The 17,719-nt window shown below is 56.7% G+C and carries 15 protein-coding genes and 1 pseudogene; 5 read left to right on the top strand and 11 right to left on the bottom strand.

Annotated elements, in window-relative coordinates; all coding sequences use genetic code 11:
- Window positions 1-28: 28 nt before the first annotated feature.
- Window positions 29-1,622: pseudogene (locus ACQ5BM_RS25490) on the bottom strand (ABC transporter substrate-binding protein).
- A gap of 130 nt (window positions 1,623-1,752) precedes the next feature.
- Between ACQ5BM_RS25490 and ACQ5BM_RS25485 the strand changes: the two are divergent.
- From ACQ5BM_RS25485 to araD, 4 genes are all read left to right on the top strand, one after another.
- Window positions 1,753-3,573 (top strand): ABC transporter ATP-binding protein, encoded by a 1,821-nt coding sequence (locus tag ACQ5BM_RS25485; RefSeq protein ID WP_429817407.1) that lies wholly within the window; start codon window positions 1,753-1,755, stop codon window positions 3,571-3,573.
- A gap of 116 nt (window positions 3,574-3,689) precedes the next feature.
- Window positions 3,690-4,670: a Gfo/Idh/MocA family protein gene (locus tag ACQ5BM_RS25480; RefSeq protein WP_429817404.1), complete on the top strand. Its 981-nt coding sequence runs from the start codon at window positions 3,690-3,692 to the stop codon at window positions 4,668-4,670.
- Window positions 4,654-5,595, top strand: coding sequence for an amidohydrolase family protein (locus ACQ5BM_RS25475; protein WP_429817402.1), 942 nt, complete (start codon window positions 4,654-4,656; stop codon window positions 5,593-5,595). Before ACQ5BM_RS25480 ends, ACQ5BM_RS25475 begins: the two co-directional genes overlap by 17 nt.
- On the top strand, window positions 5,592-7,322 hold the full coding sequence (araD, locus tag ACQ5BM_RS25470; RefSeq protein WP_429817399.1) for an L-arabinonate dehydratase: 1,731 nt from the start codon (window positions 5,592-5,594) through the stop codon (window positions 7,320-7,322). The genes ACQ5BM_RS25475 and araD overlap by 4 nt, the downstream gene beginning before the upstream one ends.
- Window positions 7,323-7,413: 91 nt before the next feature.
- Here araD and ACQ5BM_RS25465 read toward each other — a convergent pair whose 3' ends face one another.
- From ACQ5BM_RS25465 to ACQ5BM_RS25420, 10 genes are all read right to left on the bottom strand, one after another.
- Window positions 7,414-8,175, bottom strand: coding sequence for an alpha/beta fold hydrolase (locus ACQ5BM_RS25465; protein ID WP_429817396.1), 762 nt, complete (start codon window positions 8,173-8,175; stop codon window positions 7,414-7,416).
- A gap of 18 nt (window positions 8,176-8,193) precedes the next feature.
- Window positions 8,194-9,027 (bottom strand): HpcH/HpaI aldolase family protein, encoded by an 834-nt coding sequence (locus ACQ5BM_RS25460; protein WP_429817393.1) that lies wholly within the window; start codon window positions 9,025-9,027, stop codon window positions 8,194-8,196.
- Window positions 9,024-10,139, bottom strand: a complete 1,116-nt coding sequence (locus ACQ5BM_RS25455; RefSeq protein WP_429817390.1) for a mandelate racemase/muconate lactonizing enzyme family protein — start codon at window positions 10,137-10,139, stop codon at window positions 9,024-9,026. The genes ACQ5BM_RS25460 and ACQ5BM_RS25455 overlap by 4 nt, the downstream gene beginning before the upstream one ends.
- A 28-nt stretch (window positions 10,140-10,167) precedes the next feature.
- Window positions 10,168-10,962, bottom strand: a complete 795-nt coding sequence (locus ACQ5BM_RS25450; RefSeq protein ID WP_429817386.1) for an NAD-dependent epimerase/dehydratase family protein — start codon at window positions 10,960-10,962, stop codon at window positions 10,168-10,170.
- Between the two features lie 9 nt (window positions 10,963-10,971).
- Entirely contained in the window at window positions 10,972-11,721 is a 750-nt protein-coding gene (locus ACQ5BM_RS25445; protein ID WP_429817383.1) for an amino acid ABC transporter ATP-binding protein, read from the bottom strand.
- Window positions 11,722-11,737: 16 nt separating this feature from the next.
- Window positions 11,738-12,460, bottom strand: a complete 723-nt coding sequence (locus ACQ5BM_RS25440) for an ABC transporter permease (protein ID WP_429817380.1) — start codon at window positions 12,458-12,460, stop codon at window positions 11,738-11,740.
- The gene (locus ACQ5BM_RS25435; RefSeq protein WP_429817377.1) at window positions 12,457-13,176 is read right to left on the bottom strand and encodes an ABC transporter permease; all 720 of its coding nucleotides are present in this window, start codon (window positions 13,174-13,176) and stop codon (window positions 12,457-12,459) included. The genes ACQ5BM_RS25440 and ACQ5BM_RS25435 overlap by 4 nt, the downstream gene beginning before the upstream one ends.
- A gap of 59 nt (window positions 13,177-13,235) precedes the next feature.
- Window positions 13,236-13,997, bottom strand: a complete 762-nt coding sequence (locus ACQ5BM_RS25430) for a transporter substrate-binding domain-containing protein (protein ID WP_429817375.1) — start codon at window positions 13,995-13,997, stop codon at window positions 13,236-13,238.
- 72 nt (window positions 13,998-14,069) lie between these two features.
- On the bottom strand, window positions 14,070-15,407 hold the full coding sequence (locus ACQ5BM_RS25425; protein ID WP_429817372.1) for an aspartate aminotransferase family protein: 1,338 nt from the start codon (window positions 15,405-15,407) through the stop codon (window positions 14,070-14,072).
- A gap of 12 nt (window positions 15,408-15,419) precedes the next feature.
- Complete coding sequence (locus ACQ5BM_RS25420; protein ID WP_429817370.1) at window positions 15,420-16,475, bottom strand: phosphotransferase; 1,056 nt, start codon at window positions 16,473-16,475, stop codon at window positions 15,420-15,422.
- Between the two features lie 169 nt (window positions 16,476-16,644).
- Between ACQ5BM_RS25420 and ACQ5BM_RS25415 the strand changes: the two genes are divergently transcribed.
- Window positions 16,645-17,376: a GntR family transcriptional regulator gene (locus ACQ5BM_RS25415; RefSeq protein ID WP_429817367.1), complete on the top strand. Its 732-nt coding sequence runs from the start codon at window positions 16,645-16,647 to the stop codon at window positions 17,374-17,376.
- The last annotated feature ends 343 nt before the right edge of the window (window positions 17,377-17,719 follow it).

The following is a 17,719-nucleotide window of genomic DNA, read 5'->3' as shown; positions in this document are numbered from 1 at the left end:
TCTCCGCTTATATTAATGGAACGAGAGCTCACGCCCGGCGCACATTGTAGAAAATCGGAAAGCCCTTGAGCATGTCCTGCAGGGATTTCGAGTAGGTCGTTGACTGCAGACCGATGCCTAGGGGAACATAGGGGAGATCCTCGAACGCCGCTTTCTGCAGTTGGCGGCTAATCTCCTGCTGCTGCGCGAGATCGGAAGATTCAATCCATTCATTGCGCAGATCCTCGATTGTCGCCGATTTCGGCCAACCCCAAATCGAGCCGTCGCCCGTCGCTCGCAGGTAGGTATGCGCCGCAGGGGTCATCGCCGCAGCACCCGAAGCGTAGTTGCACCAGGGGACCAACCGCCGTTCTCGACCGGTTCCTTTGAGTTGAGGCGCTGTACCTGTGTGCCCCAATCCATGGCCTGGAAGTCGACGTTCATGCCGATCTTGCGCAGCATATCGGCCGTGACTTCGCTCATGGCATTCAGCACAGGGAAATCCGTCGGTACAAGCAGGACGACTTTTCCGCCTTTGTACCCAGCGGCCGCAAGATCGGACTTCACCTTCTCGAAATTGCGATCTCCGGCAAAAACATCTAGGCCAACATCGCTGGCAAGATTGGAGCGAGGTTGGAAGAATCCAACATTGTCGATCCACGTCGCTGGATCGACACCCATAGCGGCGATAAGGTAGTCGCTCTGCTTGATGGCGCCGAGTATCGCGCGTCGGATGGCGGGATTGTTGAATGGCGGTTGAAGATGGTTCATGCGGATCATCATCACCAGGCCGCCGGGATCAAGAACGTCAGTGACGAAATCAGCATTGTCCTTGAATAACGGCAACAGGTCTGCCGTCGGCTGTTCCCACCAGTCGACTTCGCCATTCTGAAGGGCGGCTGCGGCAGTTGCAGCATCAGGCATGGTGATCCATTCCACGCGGTCAAAGTGAGCGACCTTGCCACCTGAGGTGAAGTCCGCCTTTTCCTGGCGCGGCACATAACCGGCAAATTTCTCGTAGACATTGCGAGATCCAGCAACGCGCTCGGACATGAGATATTTGAACGGACCGCTTCCGACAATTTCAGCGACGGCCTTGGCGGGATCAGTCGCCGCCAGGCGCTCCGGCATGATCGCAGGCATGCTGCCACCCGGCTTTCCAAGCGCATCTGCGAGCAGGCGATAGGGCCGCTTGAGCTTGAACACAAGTTCCTTATCGGACGTAGCGGAGACGTCGTCGGTCAAAGCGGCGACATCCTTGCCCCAGGAATCTCTTGCCATCCACCGCTTGACGCTCGCCACAGCATCGCGGGCAAGGACCGGCGTATCGTCGTGAAACTTGAGACCGTCGCGCAGCGTCACCGCCAGATTTTGCCGTCGTTCTCGACGACATGGCCGGCGGCCATTTGAGGTTTGGGAGTAAAGCTGCTGTCGACGCTCCACAGGGTGTCGAAAACCATGGCGGCATGGTTTCTCGTCACGAAAGCGGCTGACATGATCGGATCGATGACAGCCAAATCCGCCTGCGGGACGAATTTCAGGACATTGGCGCCCTGAGCACGCGAGATTGCGGGAAGCGAAGCACCTGTTGCAGCGAGCGATAGCGCGCCGCCGATACCCTTAAGAACATCACGTCTCTTCATTTTGGGGTTCCCCTTGTTTACGAGCTTGCTTTTCCCACCAAGCCCGTTTTTCACGATATCGATATATTGGCGTATTGCAATACCGGGATTTTTGATGTGAATTGGCGGTAATGATAATGGGAACCAAGCGATGAACTCTTTAACCCGCGACGCCGATAATCCGCCCATTCTCGCAGTCACGAACCTGACAACGTCATTTCTCATCAACGAGGCGTGGTGCCCCGTTGTTAAGGGCATCAGCTTCGATGTCCCGCGCGGACAAACGGTTGCAATCGTGGGCGAGTCAGGATCTGGCAAGAGCGTCACATCGTTGTCGATCATGCGATTGCTCGATGCGGCGAAATCCAAAACGGCGGGATCCGTGAAATTGGAGGGGAAGGAGCTTCTCTCACTTGGAGAGGAAGACATGCGCCGTACGCGGGGTCGCAAGCTTGCGATGATTTTCCAGGAGCCGATGACAAGTCTTAACCCGATTTTTTCAATCGGCCGTCAGATTTCCGAAGCGATGTTGTGCCACGGCGACATGTCCCCGTCGGCTGCGAAAGAAGAGGCGATCCGCCTGCTGGAAAAGGTTCGCATCGCCAACGCGGCGAACCGCTTCGACGAATTTCCGCATCAGTTTTCGGGCGGGATGCGTCAGCGCGTGATGATCGCCATGGCACTTGCTGCGAAACCGAGACTGCTGATCGCCGACGAGCCAACCACGGCGCTTGACGTTACCGTCCAGGGCCAGATCCTCGACCTGATGCGGATACTTCAGGAGGAGAGCGGGACCTCAATTCTGTTCATCACACACGACATGGGTGTGGTCGCGGAAATCGCCGACAAGACGCTCGTGATGTACAAAGGTCAGATCGTAGAGGAGGGCCCTTCGTCCGAGTTGTTCGCCAGGCCACGGCATCGCTATTCGAGGGCATTGCTATCGGCGGTTCCCCGACTTGGGGCAATGACGGGCAAGCCTTCGCCCGCCCACTTCCCGCTGCTTCACGCAGAAGCAGCGAATATTGTGGCTCCCTACCATCACACGCCTCGGCCAACCAAGGTTTTGGAAGTGAAGAATCTCGTTACCAGGTTCGCTGTCAGGTCGGGCTTCTTCAACCGAGTTGCCGGGGTAGTGCATGCGGTCCAAGATGTGACCTTCGACATTCACGAAGGGGAAACACTCTCGCTGGTCGGAGAGTCCGGGTGCGGGAAATCGACCACGGGGCGCTCTATTCTTCGCATGGTTGAACCGACCGCGGGCGCAGTTACCCTTGACGGGTATGATGTCCTCCGTCTCGAAAGACATAAAACCCGGACAATGCGCAGAAGCGCACAGATGATATTCCAGGATCCCTTCGCCTCGTTTAACCCGCGGCTGAGAATTGAAACGGCCGTGTGCGAACCATTCCTCGAGCACGCGTTGGGAACAAAAAACCAAGCCCGGGAGAAAGCGGCGACGCTGATGGAACGCGTGGGGCTTTCTCCCGATATGCTCAGACGCTATCCACATGAGTTCTCCGGCGGCCAACGGCAACGCATATCAATCGCGCGAGCCTTGATGGTAGACCCCAAGCTGATCGTGGCGGACGAGTGCGTTTCGGCACTTGACGTGTCCATCAAGGCGCAAGTCTGCAATCTGCTGCTCGAACTGCAACAGAGCTACAATTTGGCGTTTCTGTTCATCTCTCACGATATGGCCGTTGTGGAACGGATGAGCCACCGGGTCGCGGTCATGCGCCTGGGTGAGATCATGGAGATCGGAACAAGGCAGGCCGTCTTCGAAAATCCTCAACATGAATATACAAGGACGTTGATGTCCGCGGTTCCGGTTCCCGATCCCACCCGACGTCGGCAAAGGCGCAATCTTTCGACTGAGGAACTCAAAAATCCAATTCGCTTGCCCGACTATTCTGCACCGAAGCGTCAGTATCGGAGTATCGGTCAAGATCATCTCGTGATTGTCGATTGAGGAGCGTGTTTCAGCCTTGTCGAAAAATTCGCGGTGCCTGGCCGCTTGACTTATCTGTAGGCGATATTGCAATATTCCAATATATTGCTACGGCCTAGTAACATGGGGGAGTGTTCATGAAGGTTTGCATGGTTGGCCACGGCATGATGGGCACGTGGCACTCCGGCAGCCTAAAGGACGAGGATTGCGTCCTTCAGACGTTGGTCGGGCGCCAACCCGACCACACTGCGGAATTTGCGCAGAAGTTCGGTTATCAACAGTGGACCGTGAATTACGCTGAAGCGCTCGCGTCTGATATCGATGTGGTCATTATTGCCGGGCCGAGTGCGACACATGCCGCAATGGCTATTGAGGCGCTCGATGCGGGAAAACACGTGCTCGTGGAGATCCCGCTCGCCTTGAACTACAAAGACGCCGAAGCGGTTGTTGCCAAGGCTGAACAAAAAGGACTGGCACTCGGCGTCGTGCACCCCATGCGTTTTCGAAGCGAGCATATTGAACTCTGCAGAAGGGTTGCTGAGGGCACCGAAAGAATCCGCCACGTTCACTCGCGGCTGTTTCTCCACCGCCTTGAAAACATCGGCTCAACCGGTCTTCGAAGAACCTGGACAGACAACCTCCTTTGGCATCACGGCGCTCATCTGGTCGATGTCGGTCTCTGGCTTTGCGGTGGCGGCGATCCCGAAGCCGCCGCTAGCCGGATTTCGCGGTCGTTCTCGATAATGCCACCACCGCTTCCTCAAACGGGTATTCCGATGGAACTGGCTGCAATCGTCGAAACGGATGAGCATCAATCGATCGTGTGCACGGGATCCTATTACTCACGCGAGAGCATCTTTGATGTTTTCGCGGTGACTGATAGGGATTCCTACCGTCTGGATATCTTGAAGGGATTTATGTCAGTTGGCGGTCAGGAGCATTCCGTTCTGTCCGAACAGGACAACAATGCTCAGGTCAGTCGGGATTTTATCAACGCAGTTCGAGAGGGGAGAGCCCCTCGCGTCACCGGTCGATCTGTGCTTCCGGCTATGCGTCTTCTACAGGACATCGAGGATCAACAGTCGCAATGGTGGGCCAATCATGCGCAAGGAAATTGATCCGATGACGAAAGATCCGGTTCTCGGCGTCGCCCATAGCGAGATTATTAGCAATATTCCCCAAGGTGCTTGCGACTGTCACGTCCACGTCTTTGCGAATGACGCCGAGTTTCCAATGTGGAAGGGCCGTTCCTACACGCCGCCGCCGGCGCCCGTCGAAGCTCTGGCAGCTCATCAACGCGCCTTGCGCTTCGATCGCGTTGTCATTGTCCAGCCGAGCATCTATGGCACCGACAATCGGTGCGCGCTCGACGCAGTTGCGCAGATCGGCTGCGGTGCGCGAGCAATCGCAGTGGTGGATAACGAGACAACTCGGCGCGACCTTCAAGACCTGGCACATGGCGGCGTTGTCGGCATCAGGCTCAATCTGGCGGCCGCCGCGGCCGCAGATCTCGACAGGATTCGAAAGCAACTCTATCAAGCGATTGAAATCGCGGAACCTCTTGGGTGGCATGTCCAGATCTTCACCGAGCTCAAGATCGTGGCTGCGTTGGAGAACGATTTCAGACAGGCACCGACGCCTTTGGTGATCGATCACTTTGGCCGCGCGCACGCTGGTGAAGGTACTAAGCAGCCCGGCTTCGACGTCTTGCTCGATCTTGTCGCAGCGGGGCATGTCTATGTGAAACTGTCCGCGCCCTACCTCGTGTCGTCATCTCCAACGCAAGACGATGTTGTGCCGCTGATGCGAGCATTGGTTCGCGCCAACAGCTCCAGGCTTCTCTGGGGATCGAACTGGCCACATCCAGGCGCAGGTACCGGTATCCCTGCCGACGGCATCGTTCCTTTGCGCCCGATCGATGACGGGGCAGCCGTCGACACATTCGCATCGCAACTGAACGACCCTGCGGTCTTCAAACGCATTCTCGTAGACAATCCGGCAAAGCTGTTTGGCTTTTCGGACAAGGACGGATTGATCCCATGAAAAAGGCTCCCGAAACGCTGAGAAGCGCCAGATGGTTTGCCCCTGATGATCTCAAAGGATTTGGACACCGATCGCGCATCATGCAGATGGGCTACGGCGCGGAAGACTGGGCCGGCCGGCCTGTCATCGCGATCATCAATACCTGGTCGGATATCAACCCCTGCCACGCCCACTTCAAGACAAGAATCGATGACGTCAAGCGCGGGGTGTTTCAGGCCGGCGGCTTTCCGATAGAGCTGCCAGCATTGTCGCTTTCGGAAAATTTTGTGAAGCCCACGACCATGTTGTATCGAAACATGCTCGCTATGGAGACTGAAGAGCTCATTCGCTCCCATCCCGTCGACGGCGCGGTGCTCATGGGCGGCTGCGACAAGACCACGCCCGGATTGATCATGGGAGCGATCAGCGCGGGCGTTCCGGCGATCTACGTTCCTGCGGGGCCGATGCTGCGCGGCAACTGGAAAGGCAAGACGCTAGGCTCCGGTTCAGATGCCTGGAAGTTCTGGGATGAACGCCGTGCCGGCAACATTACCGACAAAGACTGGCAGGACATCGAAGGTGGCATCGCAAGAAGCCATGGCCACTGCATGACCATGGGCACGGCGTCAACGATGACGGCCATTGCTGAAGCGATCGGCATGACGCTGCCCGGCGCATCCTCCATCCCCGCCGCGGACGTGAACCACATCCGCATGTGTGCCGAAGCCGGGCGCCGCATCGTCGATATGGTCTGGGAAGATCTGACGCCATCCAAAATTCTGTCCCGCAACGCCTTCGACAATGCCGTTTTGGTCTCGATGGCCATGGGCTGTTCGACCAATGCGGTGATTCATCTGGTCGCCATGGCACGTCGCGCAGGACACGATGTGACCCTCAACGACTTTGACCGGGCAAGCCGCATCATCCCCGTCATCGCCAATGTCCGGCCGAGCGGAGATACCTACCTGATGGAGGACTTCTATTACGCCGGCGGGCTGCCCGCGCTTATGAAGCGTCTGGATGGCAGTCTGTTTCTTGAAGAACGCACCGTCAACGGCAAAACCATCGGCGAGAATATTGCCGGCGCCGAGGTCTACAATGACGATGTCATCCGGCCGCTGGACAATCCGATCTACGCCGAGGGCGCGCTGGCGGTTCTCAAGGGAAATCTTGCCGAGGACGGCGCGGTCATCAAGCCGAGCGCCTGCTCCCCGCAATATCTCAAGCACACCGGTCCAGCTCTCGTCTTCGATGATTTTCCTGCCATGAAGGCCGTCATCGATTCTGATGATCTCGATGTGACCGCAGATCACGTGCTGATCTTGCGCAATGCGGGACCTCAAGGCGGGCCGGGCATGCCTGAGTGGGGCATGCTTCCAATACCGAAAAAGCTTGTGAAGCAGGGTGTCCGTGACATGGTGCGCATTTCCGATGCACGGATGAGCGGGACCAGTTATGGAGCATGCATCCTTCACGTGGCGCCGGAAGCATACATCGGCGGCACGTTGGCCCTTGTCAGGACTGGCGATATGATCTCGATCGACGTCCCCAACCGGACGATCAAACTGGAGCTAGACGATGACGAGATCGCTCGCCGCCGCGCCACATATCAACCGCTCCCGCCACGTTTTACCCGAGGGTACGGAGCAATGTTCTCGAAGCACATTCAGCAAGCTGACAAAGGCTGCGACTTTGACTTCCTGGAATCGGCTTACGGCGGTCCCACCGATGAGCCCGCGATATTCTGATTGCGGTTCCAATCGGCTTCAGCTGTCGCAACGGGAAAAGTCCCGGCGCATCGAGCGCCGGAACTGAAAGATTGTTGATTAACCGGCCGGCTCACGCAATCGTTTCGAACAACGCCTCAGAGAAGATCGCAGGCTCCTCCCACATAGGATAGTGGCCGCATCCCTTCAGCACGCGTAGTTCGAAATCAGGGAACCAGGAACCGATCGTCTCGCGCAGCCGTTCCGGCACCGCACCCGGATCCTTCTCGCCGACGATCACACGCACCGGCACGCGAGCATTTTGGATTTCGTCGGCAAATCCTTTGCCGGTCCACGATGCCATATAGGCTTCCAGCACGTCGGGGCGGGTGCCAGCCAGGCTGGTGTCGCGCAACCTTTCAAGCCAATCATCAGGGCGGATGCCGCCTGTATTTGCATTGATGAGTTTCTTTCTTGCCTCAGGCTCGCGAACCGCCGCCAGCAAAAGCTCCCGGCGCTGGTCATCGATCTTAGCCCCCGAAGCTGGGACAGGTGCCAACAGGATCGCCGAAAGAAGCCTGTGCGGGATATCAATAGCTAGCCGTTGCGCCGACATCCCGGCCATTGAGTGTCCGATAACGTGAAAGCGCTCCCACTCGAGTTGATTGGCGCAAGCGACGATATCCGCAGCAATCTGCTCTACTGTGTAAGGGCCGTCTTCCTGAATGCGGCTGCCATATCCGCGCGCATCCAGAAGCGCGAAGCTGTAGCGTTCCTTGGCGATGAGCGGCAGGAACGGTTCGAACAAGCGGTGATCGCCCATCCATCCGGTCACCGCTATTATTCGTGTCGGGCCAGTCCCAACAACCTGTGCCGGCGAGACGTTTGCTGTCATTGTTGATCTTCTCCCACTTCAATATGCGTTTTTGCCGCCCGATTGTTTCGTCGACGCCGGTGATCCATCTGACTTTGCGCTCCTCAGATCACGGAATGTTTTGACACTTGCAGCCGCCGCGCCAGCCAGCAACCTGACATCATTTGAGACCGTGACCATGTCGAACCCCCATTCTGCGGCTCTCGCCGCATAGTTTGGCGTTCCGCAATGAAGTGCCGCCTTGATCCCGGCGCCATGTGCCGCACTCAAGATCCGCTTAATGTTCTCAACCAGTTCTGGTTCTTCGCGATCGAAACCGGTGGGATACTTCATGCCCGTAAGTCCGATCGTAAGATCGGCAGGCCCGATGTAGACACCGTCAAGGCCTGGCGTCGTGACGATCTCGTTGAGATTTCGCATCGCTTCCGCTGTTTCAATCATTGCGAAGCAAAGCACTTGTTCATCCGCTTCCTGGCCGTAGTTGGATCCCGCCGAAATAGCAGCACGGGAAGGTCCAAAACTGCGGATCCCTTTTGGTGGATACCGGACGTAAGATACGAGTGCTTCAGCCTCGGCACGCGAATTGATCATCGGGCAAACAACGCCGTAGGCGCCAGCGTCGAGAGCTTTCATGATCTGGGCGGGGTCGAGCCAGGGAACACGAATAAGAGGCACGACGCCGCTTGCCCGCATCCCCTGCAACATGGAAACCGCTGCCTGATAGTCGACGATACCGTGCTGCAAATCGATGCCGATACTGTCATAGCCTTGCTCGGCCATGATTTCGGCCGAGAACGCGTTGGCGATCGACAGCCATCCGTTGAGGACACAGCCGCCATCCGCCCAGATCTTTTTGATGTTGTTGGCCTTCATTGATTACGACTCCCTAATACTCGGCCGTATTTCTTGACGACATCCAGATCGGGCTCAAAGCCGATGCCGGGTTTGTCCGAGACACGGATCATGTCGCCGTTACGAATACCCTCGACGTCGGCAAGCCAGGCGTCCGGTTGAACAAAATTGTACTCAAGCGCGGTGATCGATGGACGTGCAGCCGCAACCTGTAGCGAGGCATAAAAGCCGGGGCCGAAGTAGGGGGAATGCGGCATCAGCGTCGTATTGGCTGCATCCGCCAGATCCACAATCCTCAGATACTCGGAAATGCCACCGACTTTCGTCATGCTGGGCTGCAGGTAATCGACAGCGCCCGCGTTCAAAGCTTGCTCGATCTGAAAGCTCGTACACCAGTTCTCACCGGCGGCGATATTCAGTCCTTTGCCGCGAAGAGCGGCCAGCCCAGCGAAATCCTCCGGCGGGTAGATCGGCTCTTCCAGCCATGTGAGTGCGAGCGCCTTCAATTCCGCCAGATTGTTTTCGATGAATTCGTGTGACCATGCGCAATTGACGTCGACGCATATATCAGTGTGGCTCCCAACCGTTTTCCTGCAAGCAGTGATGGCTGGCAAGGTGATTTCGTGGAGCTTGATACGGTTGAAACCCGCATCCCTTACCTGCTTCGAGGCATCGACGACTAGATCATGTTCGGCGTACCGAACAAGGCTGGCGTAGAAAGGAATTTCATGGCGGAGCTCACCTTTGCCTGCCAACAATTGATAAAGCGGCTTTCCGGCACGTTTCGCGGCGAGGTCCCAGAGGGCGATGTCGACGCCGGAAATCGCAAAGATCGTCACACCGTAACGTCCGAACATGTGCAACTGCCGCTGCGTTTTGGCGTTCCATGCCCGAACGTCGTCGATTTCCGCCCCAACCAGCAGGGGCAATATCAAGCGATCGATCACGGATTTGGTGGCGTCGATCAGAGAATATCCAAAGCCTTCACCCCATCCGACATTGCCAAGCTCGTCTTCCAACCGGACCAAGGCAAATTCCAGCGTCTTCCATGCCGTCGGCATGATGCCAACACCCGTTCCGCGCAGCGCAAAGGGAATTTCAACAAGGATGACTTCTGCTGACGTAATTTTCATAAATTCCTCCCCGCGGTTGTCTTTTGGCCTATTCTTGCGCAGACACAGGCAGCGGATTGACTGCGAAAAAACCTCCCACTTTCGTTGCCGCTTGGGCAGGTAACTCTAGTAGCGATTGAAATTCCTGCGCTCTGTGCTCACTGGCAAAATCTTGCGGCCTATAGCCGAGTTGTTCAGCGCGGCTATTATCGAATACAGGGTTCGGACAATTCGACACAGAATAGACAACGTCGCAGTCGATTTCCGGATGCGACAGGCCAATATCGATGAGTTGGACCATGTCCCGTCCACTCGTCCAGATCCGTTCGCGCCTGCCGTCCACCACTTTGGGATCCGCATTGCCAATGCGTAGCAGCATGGTCTTGATGCCGTAGCGATGGGCATACATTGCGCTGGCTGCTTCGCCAAAGGCTTTGCTCAGACCATAATAGCCATCGGGCGCCGGCGTGACAGAATGGTCGTACATCCGATCGGAGGGGTACTGACCAACGATGTGATGACTGCTGGCAAAAACGAACCGGCCCACTTCTGATTTCCGGCAAGCTTCGAGAAGATACAGAACAGCGCGATAGTTAGGGTCGAGTGTTTCCTCGAAGTCGAAGTCGGGACCGACGAGGCCGGCGAGATGCACAACGCCATCCACACCTTGCACCACCTCCCGGCAAAATGCTTCGGATGTGAGGTCTCCGATGATTTTTTCCTCTCCGTCTACGGTGGTAAAATCACTTCGCCCCGCTACCCTAAGCTTATAGGTGTCTCTCATCAGGGGACGGATCAGCCGCCCGACGTTTCCAGCGGCTCCGGTAATCAGGATCGTTTTCATGGCGTTGGCCTAGTGCAAGAGCTGACGGAGGAAGGCGCGCGTACGCGACTCCCTAGGATTGTCAAAAAATTCGGCTGGAGGTGCGGTCTCGACGATCTTCCCGTCGGCCATGAATATCACACGATCCGCGACCTGCCGCGCAAAGCCCATCTCATGGGTGACGCAAAGCATCGTCATTCCGCTTTCGGCGAGATTGACCATGACATCGAGAACTTCGCGGATCATTTCCGGATCGAGCGCCGAGGTCGGTTCATCGAATAACATGATGCGAGGCTTCATTGCGAGCGAACGAGCAATCGCCACGCGCTGCTGCTGGCCACCTGAGAGCTGGCCGGGATATTTGTGAGCCTGCTCGGGGATCCTCACCTTTTCCAGAAAGCTCATTGCAATATCGTTTGCCTCCGCCCGCGACATGCCACGTACTGACCTGAGCGCCAGAGTGCAGTTCTCAAGAATGGTTTTGTGAGGGAAGAGGTTGAAGTGCTGAAAAACCATTCCAACCTCGCGGCGAACCGCCTCTATCTGCTTTCGTTCGCTGGTCAGCTCGACGCCCTCGACCAAGATCCTTCCTTTTTGATGCTCCTCGAGATGATTGATACAGCGGATCATTGTCGATTTGCCCGACCCGGAAGGGCCTGCAATGACAATCCTCTCTCCTTCCTTCACCTGAAGGCTGATGTCCGTCAGGACCTGGTGGTTGCCATACCACTTGGAGACGTTGTCGAACTCGACCGCGCGATTGCCAGATTTTTCGGCCATTGAAAGCTCCATTTGGTCACGCCTGCACGACAACCGGCGGCTTGCCCGGCGTGACGCGATGGCGGAGATGTCGAGTGAGATAAAGTTCAAGGACACCCCAGAGGCGCCGGATTGTTTCAACCATTATCAGGTAGAGAACTGCGGCCCAGATATAGACCTGGAAATCGAACGAGCGTGAGAATGCCAATTTCGTAGCCTGCATAAGCTCGGGAACAGTGATAACGCTCGCAAGCGCAGACGCCTTCAGTGAGAGGATCAACTCGTTTCCGAGCGGGCGCAACGCGATGATCATTGCTTGCGGAAGAAGGATCTGGAAGAACGTCGTTGCTTGGCTCAGACCAAGCGAATTTGCGGCTTCCAGCTGGCCGCGGGGCAGCGAACTGAGTGCGCCGCGGAGGATTTCAGCCTGATAGGCGATGGTGTTCAAGGTGAACGCGAACAATGCGCAGAAGTAAGCATCGCGGAAGAACCACCAGACACCAAGGCTGGTCAGTTCGGAACGGATCTGTCCCGCACCATAATAAATCAGGAAGATCTGTCCGAGCAGCGGGGTTCCTCGGAAGAAAACGATATACGCCTTCGCAAGGTAGCGAGGGATCGCATAGCTGCTGTTGCGCACAATGGCGAGCGGAAGAGCGAGGACGGCGCCGATAAGCGCCGAGGTCAAGACAAGTTGCAGCGTGACAACGAGGCCCCAGAGGATCTTCGGACCGTAGTTAGACATGAGCTCGAAATTCACGAACGGCCTCCTAGGATCCCGCGATTGGATCGCGCTTCAAGCAGGCCGACCACGCTCGACGAAATCATCGACACGACGAGGTAGATCAGGCAGGCAACGGCATAGAAAAATAGCGGTTCCTTGGTATTGGCAACGGCAAGGTTCGTTTGACGCATCAGATCCGCCAACGAGATGATCGAGACAAGCGAGGTGTCTTTTAGAAGCACAAACCAAAGATTGCCGAGCCCAGGAAGGGCCAGCCGCCAGAGCTGCGGCCCGATCACGCTTGTGAAAGTCCGCCATGGCGACAGTCCGAGTGCTGCGGCAGCCTCGTGCTGACCACGCGGAATAGAGCGCAGTGCCGCCACAAAGGTCTCCGAAGCGAAGGAAGCGAAAACGATACCGAGAGCGATCATGCCAGCGACAAATCCGCTGAACTCCCCGAAAGGGACACCGAACAACAGCTGCGAAACACGCTGGAGGATCATTCCGCCGCCATAGTAGATGATGAACAGCGTCAACAGTTCTGGGAGCGCGCGGAAAGTCGTTGCAAAAACGGTCGCTACTCCGGCAAGCCATGCCCGCTTGCCGTTGATCAACAGCGCGAGACCCAGCCCGAGCAGCAGTCCGAACGGTAACGTGGCGAGCGCAAGCCTGATTGTCAGCGACAGCCCTTCGAGCAGCGGGCCACCCCAACCTTCAGGGCTAAGTGAAAGTAAATGAAGAAGATCCACCATCGTCTCCCGCAAAGATCAAATGCCCGACCATTGCTGGCCGGGCGTCAGGATGATTGACCTCAGTAGATCGAGAAGGGGAAATACTTCGCGTTGATGGTCTTGTAGGTACCATCTGCGAGAATGTCCTTCAGTGCGGCATCGAGCTTGTCGCGCAGCGCGGTGTCTTCCTTGCGGACGCCAACGCCCTTGCCGGCGCCGAACAAAGGATCGCGCAAATCGTCGCCAACCAGTTCGCAGCAGGACCCATCCGACGACTTCTTGAGCCATTCGTCGAGCAGGATCTTGTCGGACAGGACAACATCAAGGCGACCAGCGGCCAGGTCGGCGCTGGCATCATCGACGGTTGTATAGGTCTTGATCGTGGAATCCTTGTACTTGGCTTCAAGGAAATTCTGCTGTGTCGTCGAACCCTGGACCCCGATCGTCTTACCGGCGAGAGCGGCTGGCGATATATCGGTGATTTTAGCATCCTTCGGAGCCATGAACTTCGCGGGCGTATCGTAGTATTTCGCGGTGAAGTCGATCTTCTTCTTGCGCTCTTCGGTGATGTTCATCGAAGCCACGATCGCGTCGAACTTGTGCGCGACGAGAGCGGGGATCATGCCGTCCCACTCCTGAGTGACAATCTCGCACTTGAGCTTCGCCTTTTCGCAAAGTGCGTTGGCTATGTCGACATCGAAACCGGTGAGCTTCCCGCCTTCGACATAGTTGAACGGAGGGTAGACGCCCTCGGTGGCAATCTTAATAGTGTCTTCCGCGTGCGCGGCAGTAAACAGTGTGAGCGCCAGCGCGCTGGCGGTAGCGATAAGCGAGAGTTTCATGTCGTTCCCCTTTAGGAAGGTTAAGGTTGGCGCGGGTTGTCCCGTCTTTTGTTCTTGCGCAGGCTCGGAGGCCTACGAGAGTTCGGCGAGCACCTCGTCCAAAGCGGACAGGAAAAGGTCGGCGTTTTCGGCTTTGAACGGCAACGGAGGACGGATCTTCAGGACATGGCCGGATGAGCTGGAAGCGCTGATCAGCATGCGCTTTTCGCGAAGTCCGTTGACGACGCCGAGCGAGAGTTTGCCGTTCGGCGTCTTCGACTTGCGGTCAGTGACGAATTCCATGCCCATGAAGAGGCCGGCACCGCGGACGGCGCCGATTGTCTCGTATTTCTCCTGGAGTTTCCTCATGCCGGCGACCATATAGTCACCGATCTTGACGGAATTCTCCATCAGCTTCTCGTCCTTGATGACATCGAGAACAGCCTGCGCCGCAGCGATGGAAACCGTATTGGCGCCGAAAGTGTTGAAGTAGCGGATATCGTTGCCGAAGCGCTCCAAAACTTCCGGCTTGGCTGCGACGCCGGCAATCGGCATGCCGTTGCCCATCGGCTTGCCCATGACAACGAGATCGGGAACGATGCGGTGCCGTTGGAAACCCCACCAATGCGTACCGGTGCGGCCGAACCCGGGCTGGACTTCGTCAGCGATGTAGAGGCCGCCCGCCGCGTGTACCACCTCGACCGTCTTCTTCAGGAAACCTGCTGGCTCTGTCAAAATGCCATCGGTGGAGAAGATGCCGTCTGCAATGAAGGCTGCGAACTTAATACCATGGCGCTGCATCTGCTTGATGGCGTCATGGACGCGCTGGGCAAATACTTCACCAACGTCCTCGCCCTCAGTGCGATATTCATCGGGAGCATCTACCACGAAAACGTGTTGGCCAATCGGCACATTCGGCCCCATGGAGGGGGAGATCTCGGCGACGGCGGTCGTCAGCCCGTGATAGGCGTTTGCCGTGACGATAACGCCCGTACCGCCGGTGTAATAGCGAGAGATGCGCAGTGCCAGATCGACCGCTTCGCTACCGGTGCATGTGTACATGACATTGGCGATTTCGTCGGGGTACGTCGCGAGCAGGTCCTCGGAATACTTGAGGATCGAATCGTGCAGGTAGCGGGTATGGGTGTTCAGGATCGCGGACTGTCTAGCGACCGCGTCAACCACACGAGGATGGCAGTGGCCGACGGAGGGAACATTGTTGTAGACGTCGAGGTAAGCGTTGCCCTCTGGGTCATAGAGCCAAACGCCTTCGCCGCGCACGACATGCACCGGGTGCTCGTAGAAGAGCTTGTAGGAGGGGCCCAGAAGTTTTCTGCGGCGCGCAATGAGCGCCTGTTCATCGGCGGATAGCTGATCAACCGTGCTGGGATCGAAGCCGTTGATCATGTAGGCGGAAGCGGATGAGGACATTCGAACGTACTCCTAAAAAGACAATGCGCGAGCAAGCATGTCTGCTGCCCGGGAATGGGGGATTTCGGCGAGACGATGGAACTGAAGCCAAGCCCGCGGTGTGTTGCGCAGGATGTAGGCACGGTTTTCTGGGAAACGGACAGCCCGCCACTCGGTAATGGCGATGCGCATGACTGTGCGAGCGACAATGGTCGTAAACAGCACGTCGACTTCCTCAGCCAACAGTGCGCGCCTGCCATGGAAACCTGCGAGGAAGTCGCAAGCCGCAGCCATCGGGTCATCGGCCTCGGTTAACTGGTAGGCGGCGGCGACTGCTGCATCGAAGATAACGGGTGTGCGCACCATGTCACCAAAATCGATTATCCCGACGACACGGTCGGTTTCATGAGGATCGACGACGACGTTGTCGCTGTTGAGATCGTTATGGACCACCTGGGCGCGCAGGGAAGGAACTTTCGGAGCGACTTCTGCCCCGAAGCGATCCACCCAACTTAGGAGTTCCGCCGCCTTGGAAGCATCCTTGATCTCATCAATCATCGGCTTCAGCGACAACGTGTTCTTGAGGTCCCAGGTCGAGAAGTGATCTTCAGCTGGGTGACGGAAATCCTCGAGCGCCTCTTGCAGACGCGCCAGACTCGTACCGATATTTCGGCGCTGTTGAGGGGTTTGCAAAGTTTTGCGCTGCAGTTCGCCCTTGGTGAATGTAACAAGTCGAACCGTGCGACGGTCATTGGAGCCATAATCGATCTCGAAGTCGAAGCGGCCATCACGATCAGGCACTACCCGCTGTACCGGCATCCCCGGGTCCCGTTCCTCGACATGGCGTAGCGCCATCGTGTGCATGTTCGTGACCGCCGGGTCTTCCCCGGGATTGATAATTTTCAGCAGATACTCGTCCCCATCTTCGGTGGAGATACGGAAGTTGCTGTCCTTCTCTCCGGAGAGACGATGCGCTCGAACTTTGAGGCCGTAATGCTCCAGCGCGATATCCGCCGCCTCGTCAGAAGTTAGTAGAGTGGACTTCGCGGTGAGGGCCGGGGTAACTGGATTTGGCTTTGATTGGAGCATTCATGGGTTCCTTGCCCTTGTTACCAATATATTGGTATACAAATATCCCGTTGGCAAGCGAGAATCTTGGAGCCTCTCCAACGAAAGTTTTGGAGAGTTCCGATGTATTGGTATATTGTCAGGTAAATCACCGCTCCCGGGCGGTTCGAACGTTATCCCAGAGGGTGCCGTGGATCAAATCGTGCCGTTGTTTTCTCCCGACCAATTGGATCGCCGGACATCGAAATCCGCGCAGGTGTACGAACTCCTGCGAAATGCGATCATATCGCTGAAGATGCCGCCGGACAGCGCAGTGGTCGAAAAGGATATTTGCGCTCAGTTAGATATCTCGCGAACACCGTTGCGGGAGGCGATTCTGCAGCTGGCGAAAGAAAGCCTCATCAAAATCGCTCCTAGCGATGGAACATTCGTGAACAAGATCGTTCTTCGTGAAGTGTTGCAGGGTCAGTTAGTCCGGGACACAATCGAGATGCGCCTGACGCAACTGGCTGCCCGAAATTTCAAGCCGGAATACGAGAAGGACTTCGAGCTGGCGCTGTTCAAGCAGAAGGCCGCCGCAAAGAGGAAGGATGTTGATGAATTCTTTGCTCTCGACAACGAGTTCCACAAGCTGATCTGCGAATCGGCCGGGTTCCCAGATGCCTGGCTCGCAATCCATAATGCGACGGGTCAACTCGATCGCGTGCGCAGGCAGGCGTTCCCACTCGAGGGGCATTTTTCAGTGGTTTTCGATGAGCACCGCGAAATCTACGAGCGGATAAAGAAGCGAGACGAAGCGGGCGCTGCGGCCGTTTTCCAAGTGCAATTGGATAGCACATTTCCGTCCATCCAGATCTTGCGAGAGAAACGACCGGACCTGATCAGCGGCGACGCGGATATTTCGATCAGCGACATTCGATAGTCAATTATTTATCCACGTGCCGGTGAGTGTCGTGTTGGTGGATCGTAGGAAGGTGGACGAGCCATAGGCACTCCCCTTTGCTTGATTGATATGCACGAAGCAAATTTTCGCTGCCGATATATTGGAGTATTGCCATATCGGTGAATTTGAGGTTCAATTCTCCCCAACAAAAAAGAATGGGAACAAAAGCGGTCGCCATTTAGCGGCCCGCTCTGAAAGGGCCGAGCGACGTATCGGCCAAAGGGAGCCCCCCGAGACGAATTTCAACAGCCCCGCACGATGCGGTCGCTGAACGGATCCGCTTGCGGACCGGATTGAAAGAAGGCGGTGGTAGCGTGAATGA

Source organism: Ensifer sp. B1-9, assembly GCF_050474445.1.
Classification (GTDB): Bacteria; Pseudomonadota; Alphaproteobacteria; order Rhizobiales; family Rhizobiaceae; genus Ensifer.
Note: the sequence above shows the minus strand (reverse complement) of the source record. Positions and strands in the feature narration are given on the sequence as shown.

Excerpts from the sequence above, each read along its gene's own strand:
- ACQ5BM_RS25485 (WP_429817407.1), top strand. The coding sequence starts at position 1,753 with ATGAACTCTTTAACCCGCGACGCCGATAATCCGCCCATTCTCGCAGTC.
- ACQ5BM_RS25480 (WP_429817404.1), top strand. The coding sequence starts at position 3,690 with ATGAAGGTTTGCATGGTTGGCCACGGCATGATGGGCACGTGGCACTCC.
- ACQ5BM_RS25475 (WP_429817402.1), top strand. The coding sequence starts at position 4,654 with ATGCGCAAGGAAATTGATCCGATGACGAAAGATCCGGTTCTCGGCGTC.
- araD (WP_429817399.1), top strand. The coding sequence starts at position 5,592 with ATGAAAAAGGCTCCCGAAACGCTGAGAAGCGCCAGATGGTTTGCCCCT.
- ACQ5BM_RS25465 (WP_429817396.1), bottom strand. The coding sequence starts at position 8,175 with ATGACAGCAAACGTCTCGCCGGCACAGGTTGTTGGGACTGGCCCGACA.
- ACQ5BM_RS25460 (WP_429817393.1), bottom strand. The coding sequence starts at position 9,027 with ATGAAGGCCAACAACATCAAAAAGATCTGGGCGGATGGCGGCTGTGTC.
- ACQ5BM_RS25455 (WP_429817390.1), bottom strand. The coding sequence starts at position 10,139 with ATGAAAATTACGTCAGCAGAAGTCATCCTTGTTGAAATTCCCTTTGCG.
- ACQ5BM_RS25450 (WP_429817386.1), bottom strand. The coding sequence starts at position 10,962 with ATGAAAACGATCCTGATTACCGGAGCCGCTGGAAACGTCGGGCGGCTG.
- ACQ5BM_RS25445 (WP_429817383.1), bottom strand. The coding sequence starts at position 11,721 with ATGGCCGAAAAATCTGGCAATCGCGCGGTCGAGTTCGACAACGTCTCC.
- ACQ5BM_RS25435 (WP_429817377.1), bottom strand. The coding sequence starts at position 13,176 with ATGGTGGATCTTCTTCATTTACTTTCACTTAGCCCTGAAGGTTGGGGT.
- ACQ5BM_RS25430 (WP_429817375.1), bottom strand. The coding sequence starts at position 13,997 with ATGAAACTCTCGCTTATCGCTACCGCCAGCGCGCTGGCGCTCACACTG.
- ACQ5BM_RS25425 (WP_429817372.1), bottom strand. The coding sequence starts at position 15,407 with ATGTCCTCATCCGCTTCCGCCTACATGATCAACGGCTTCGATCCCAGC.
- ACQ5BM_RS25420 (WP_429817370.1), bottom strand. The coding sequence starts at position 16,475 with ATGCTCCAATCAAAGCCAAATCCAGTTACCCCGGCCCTCACCGCGAAG.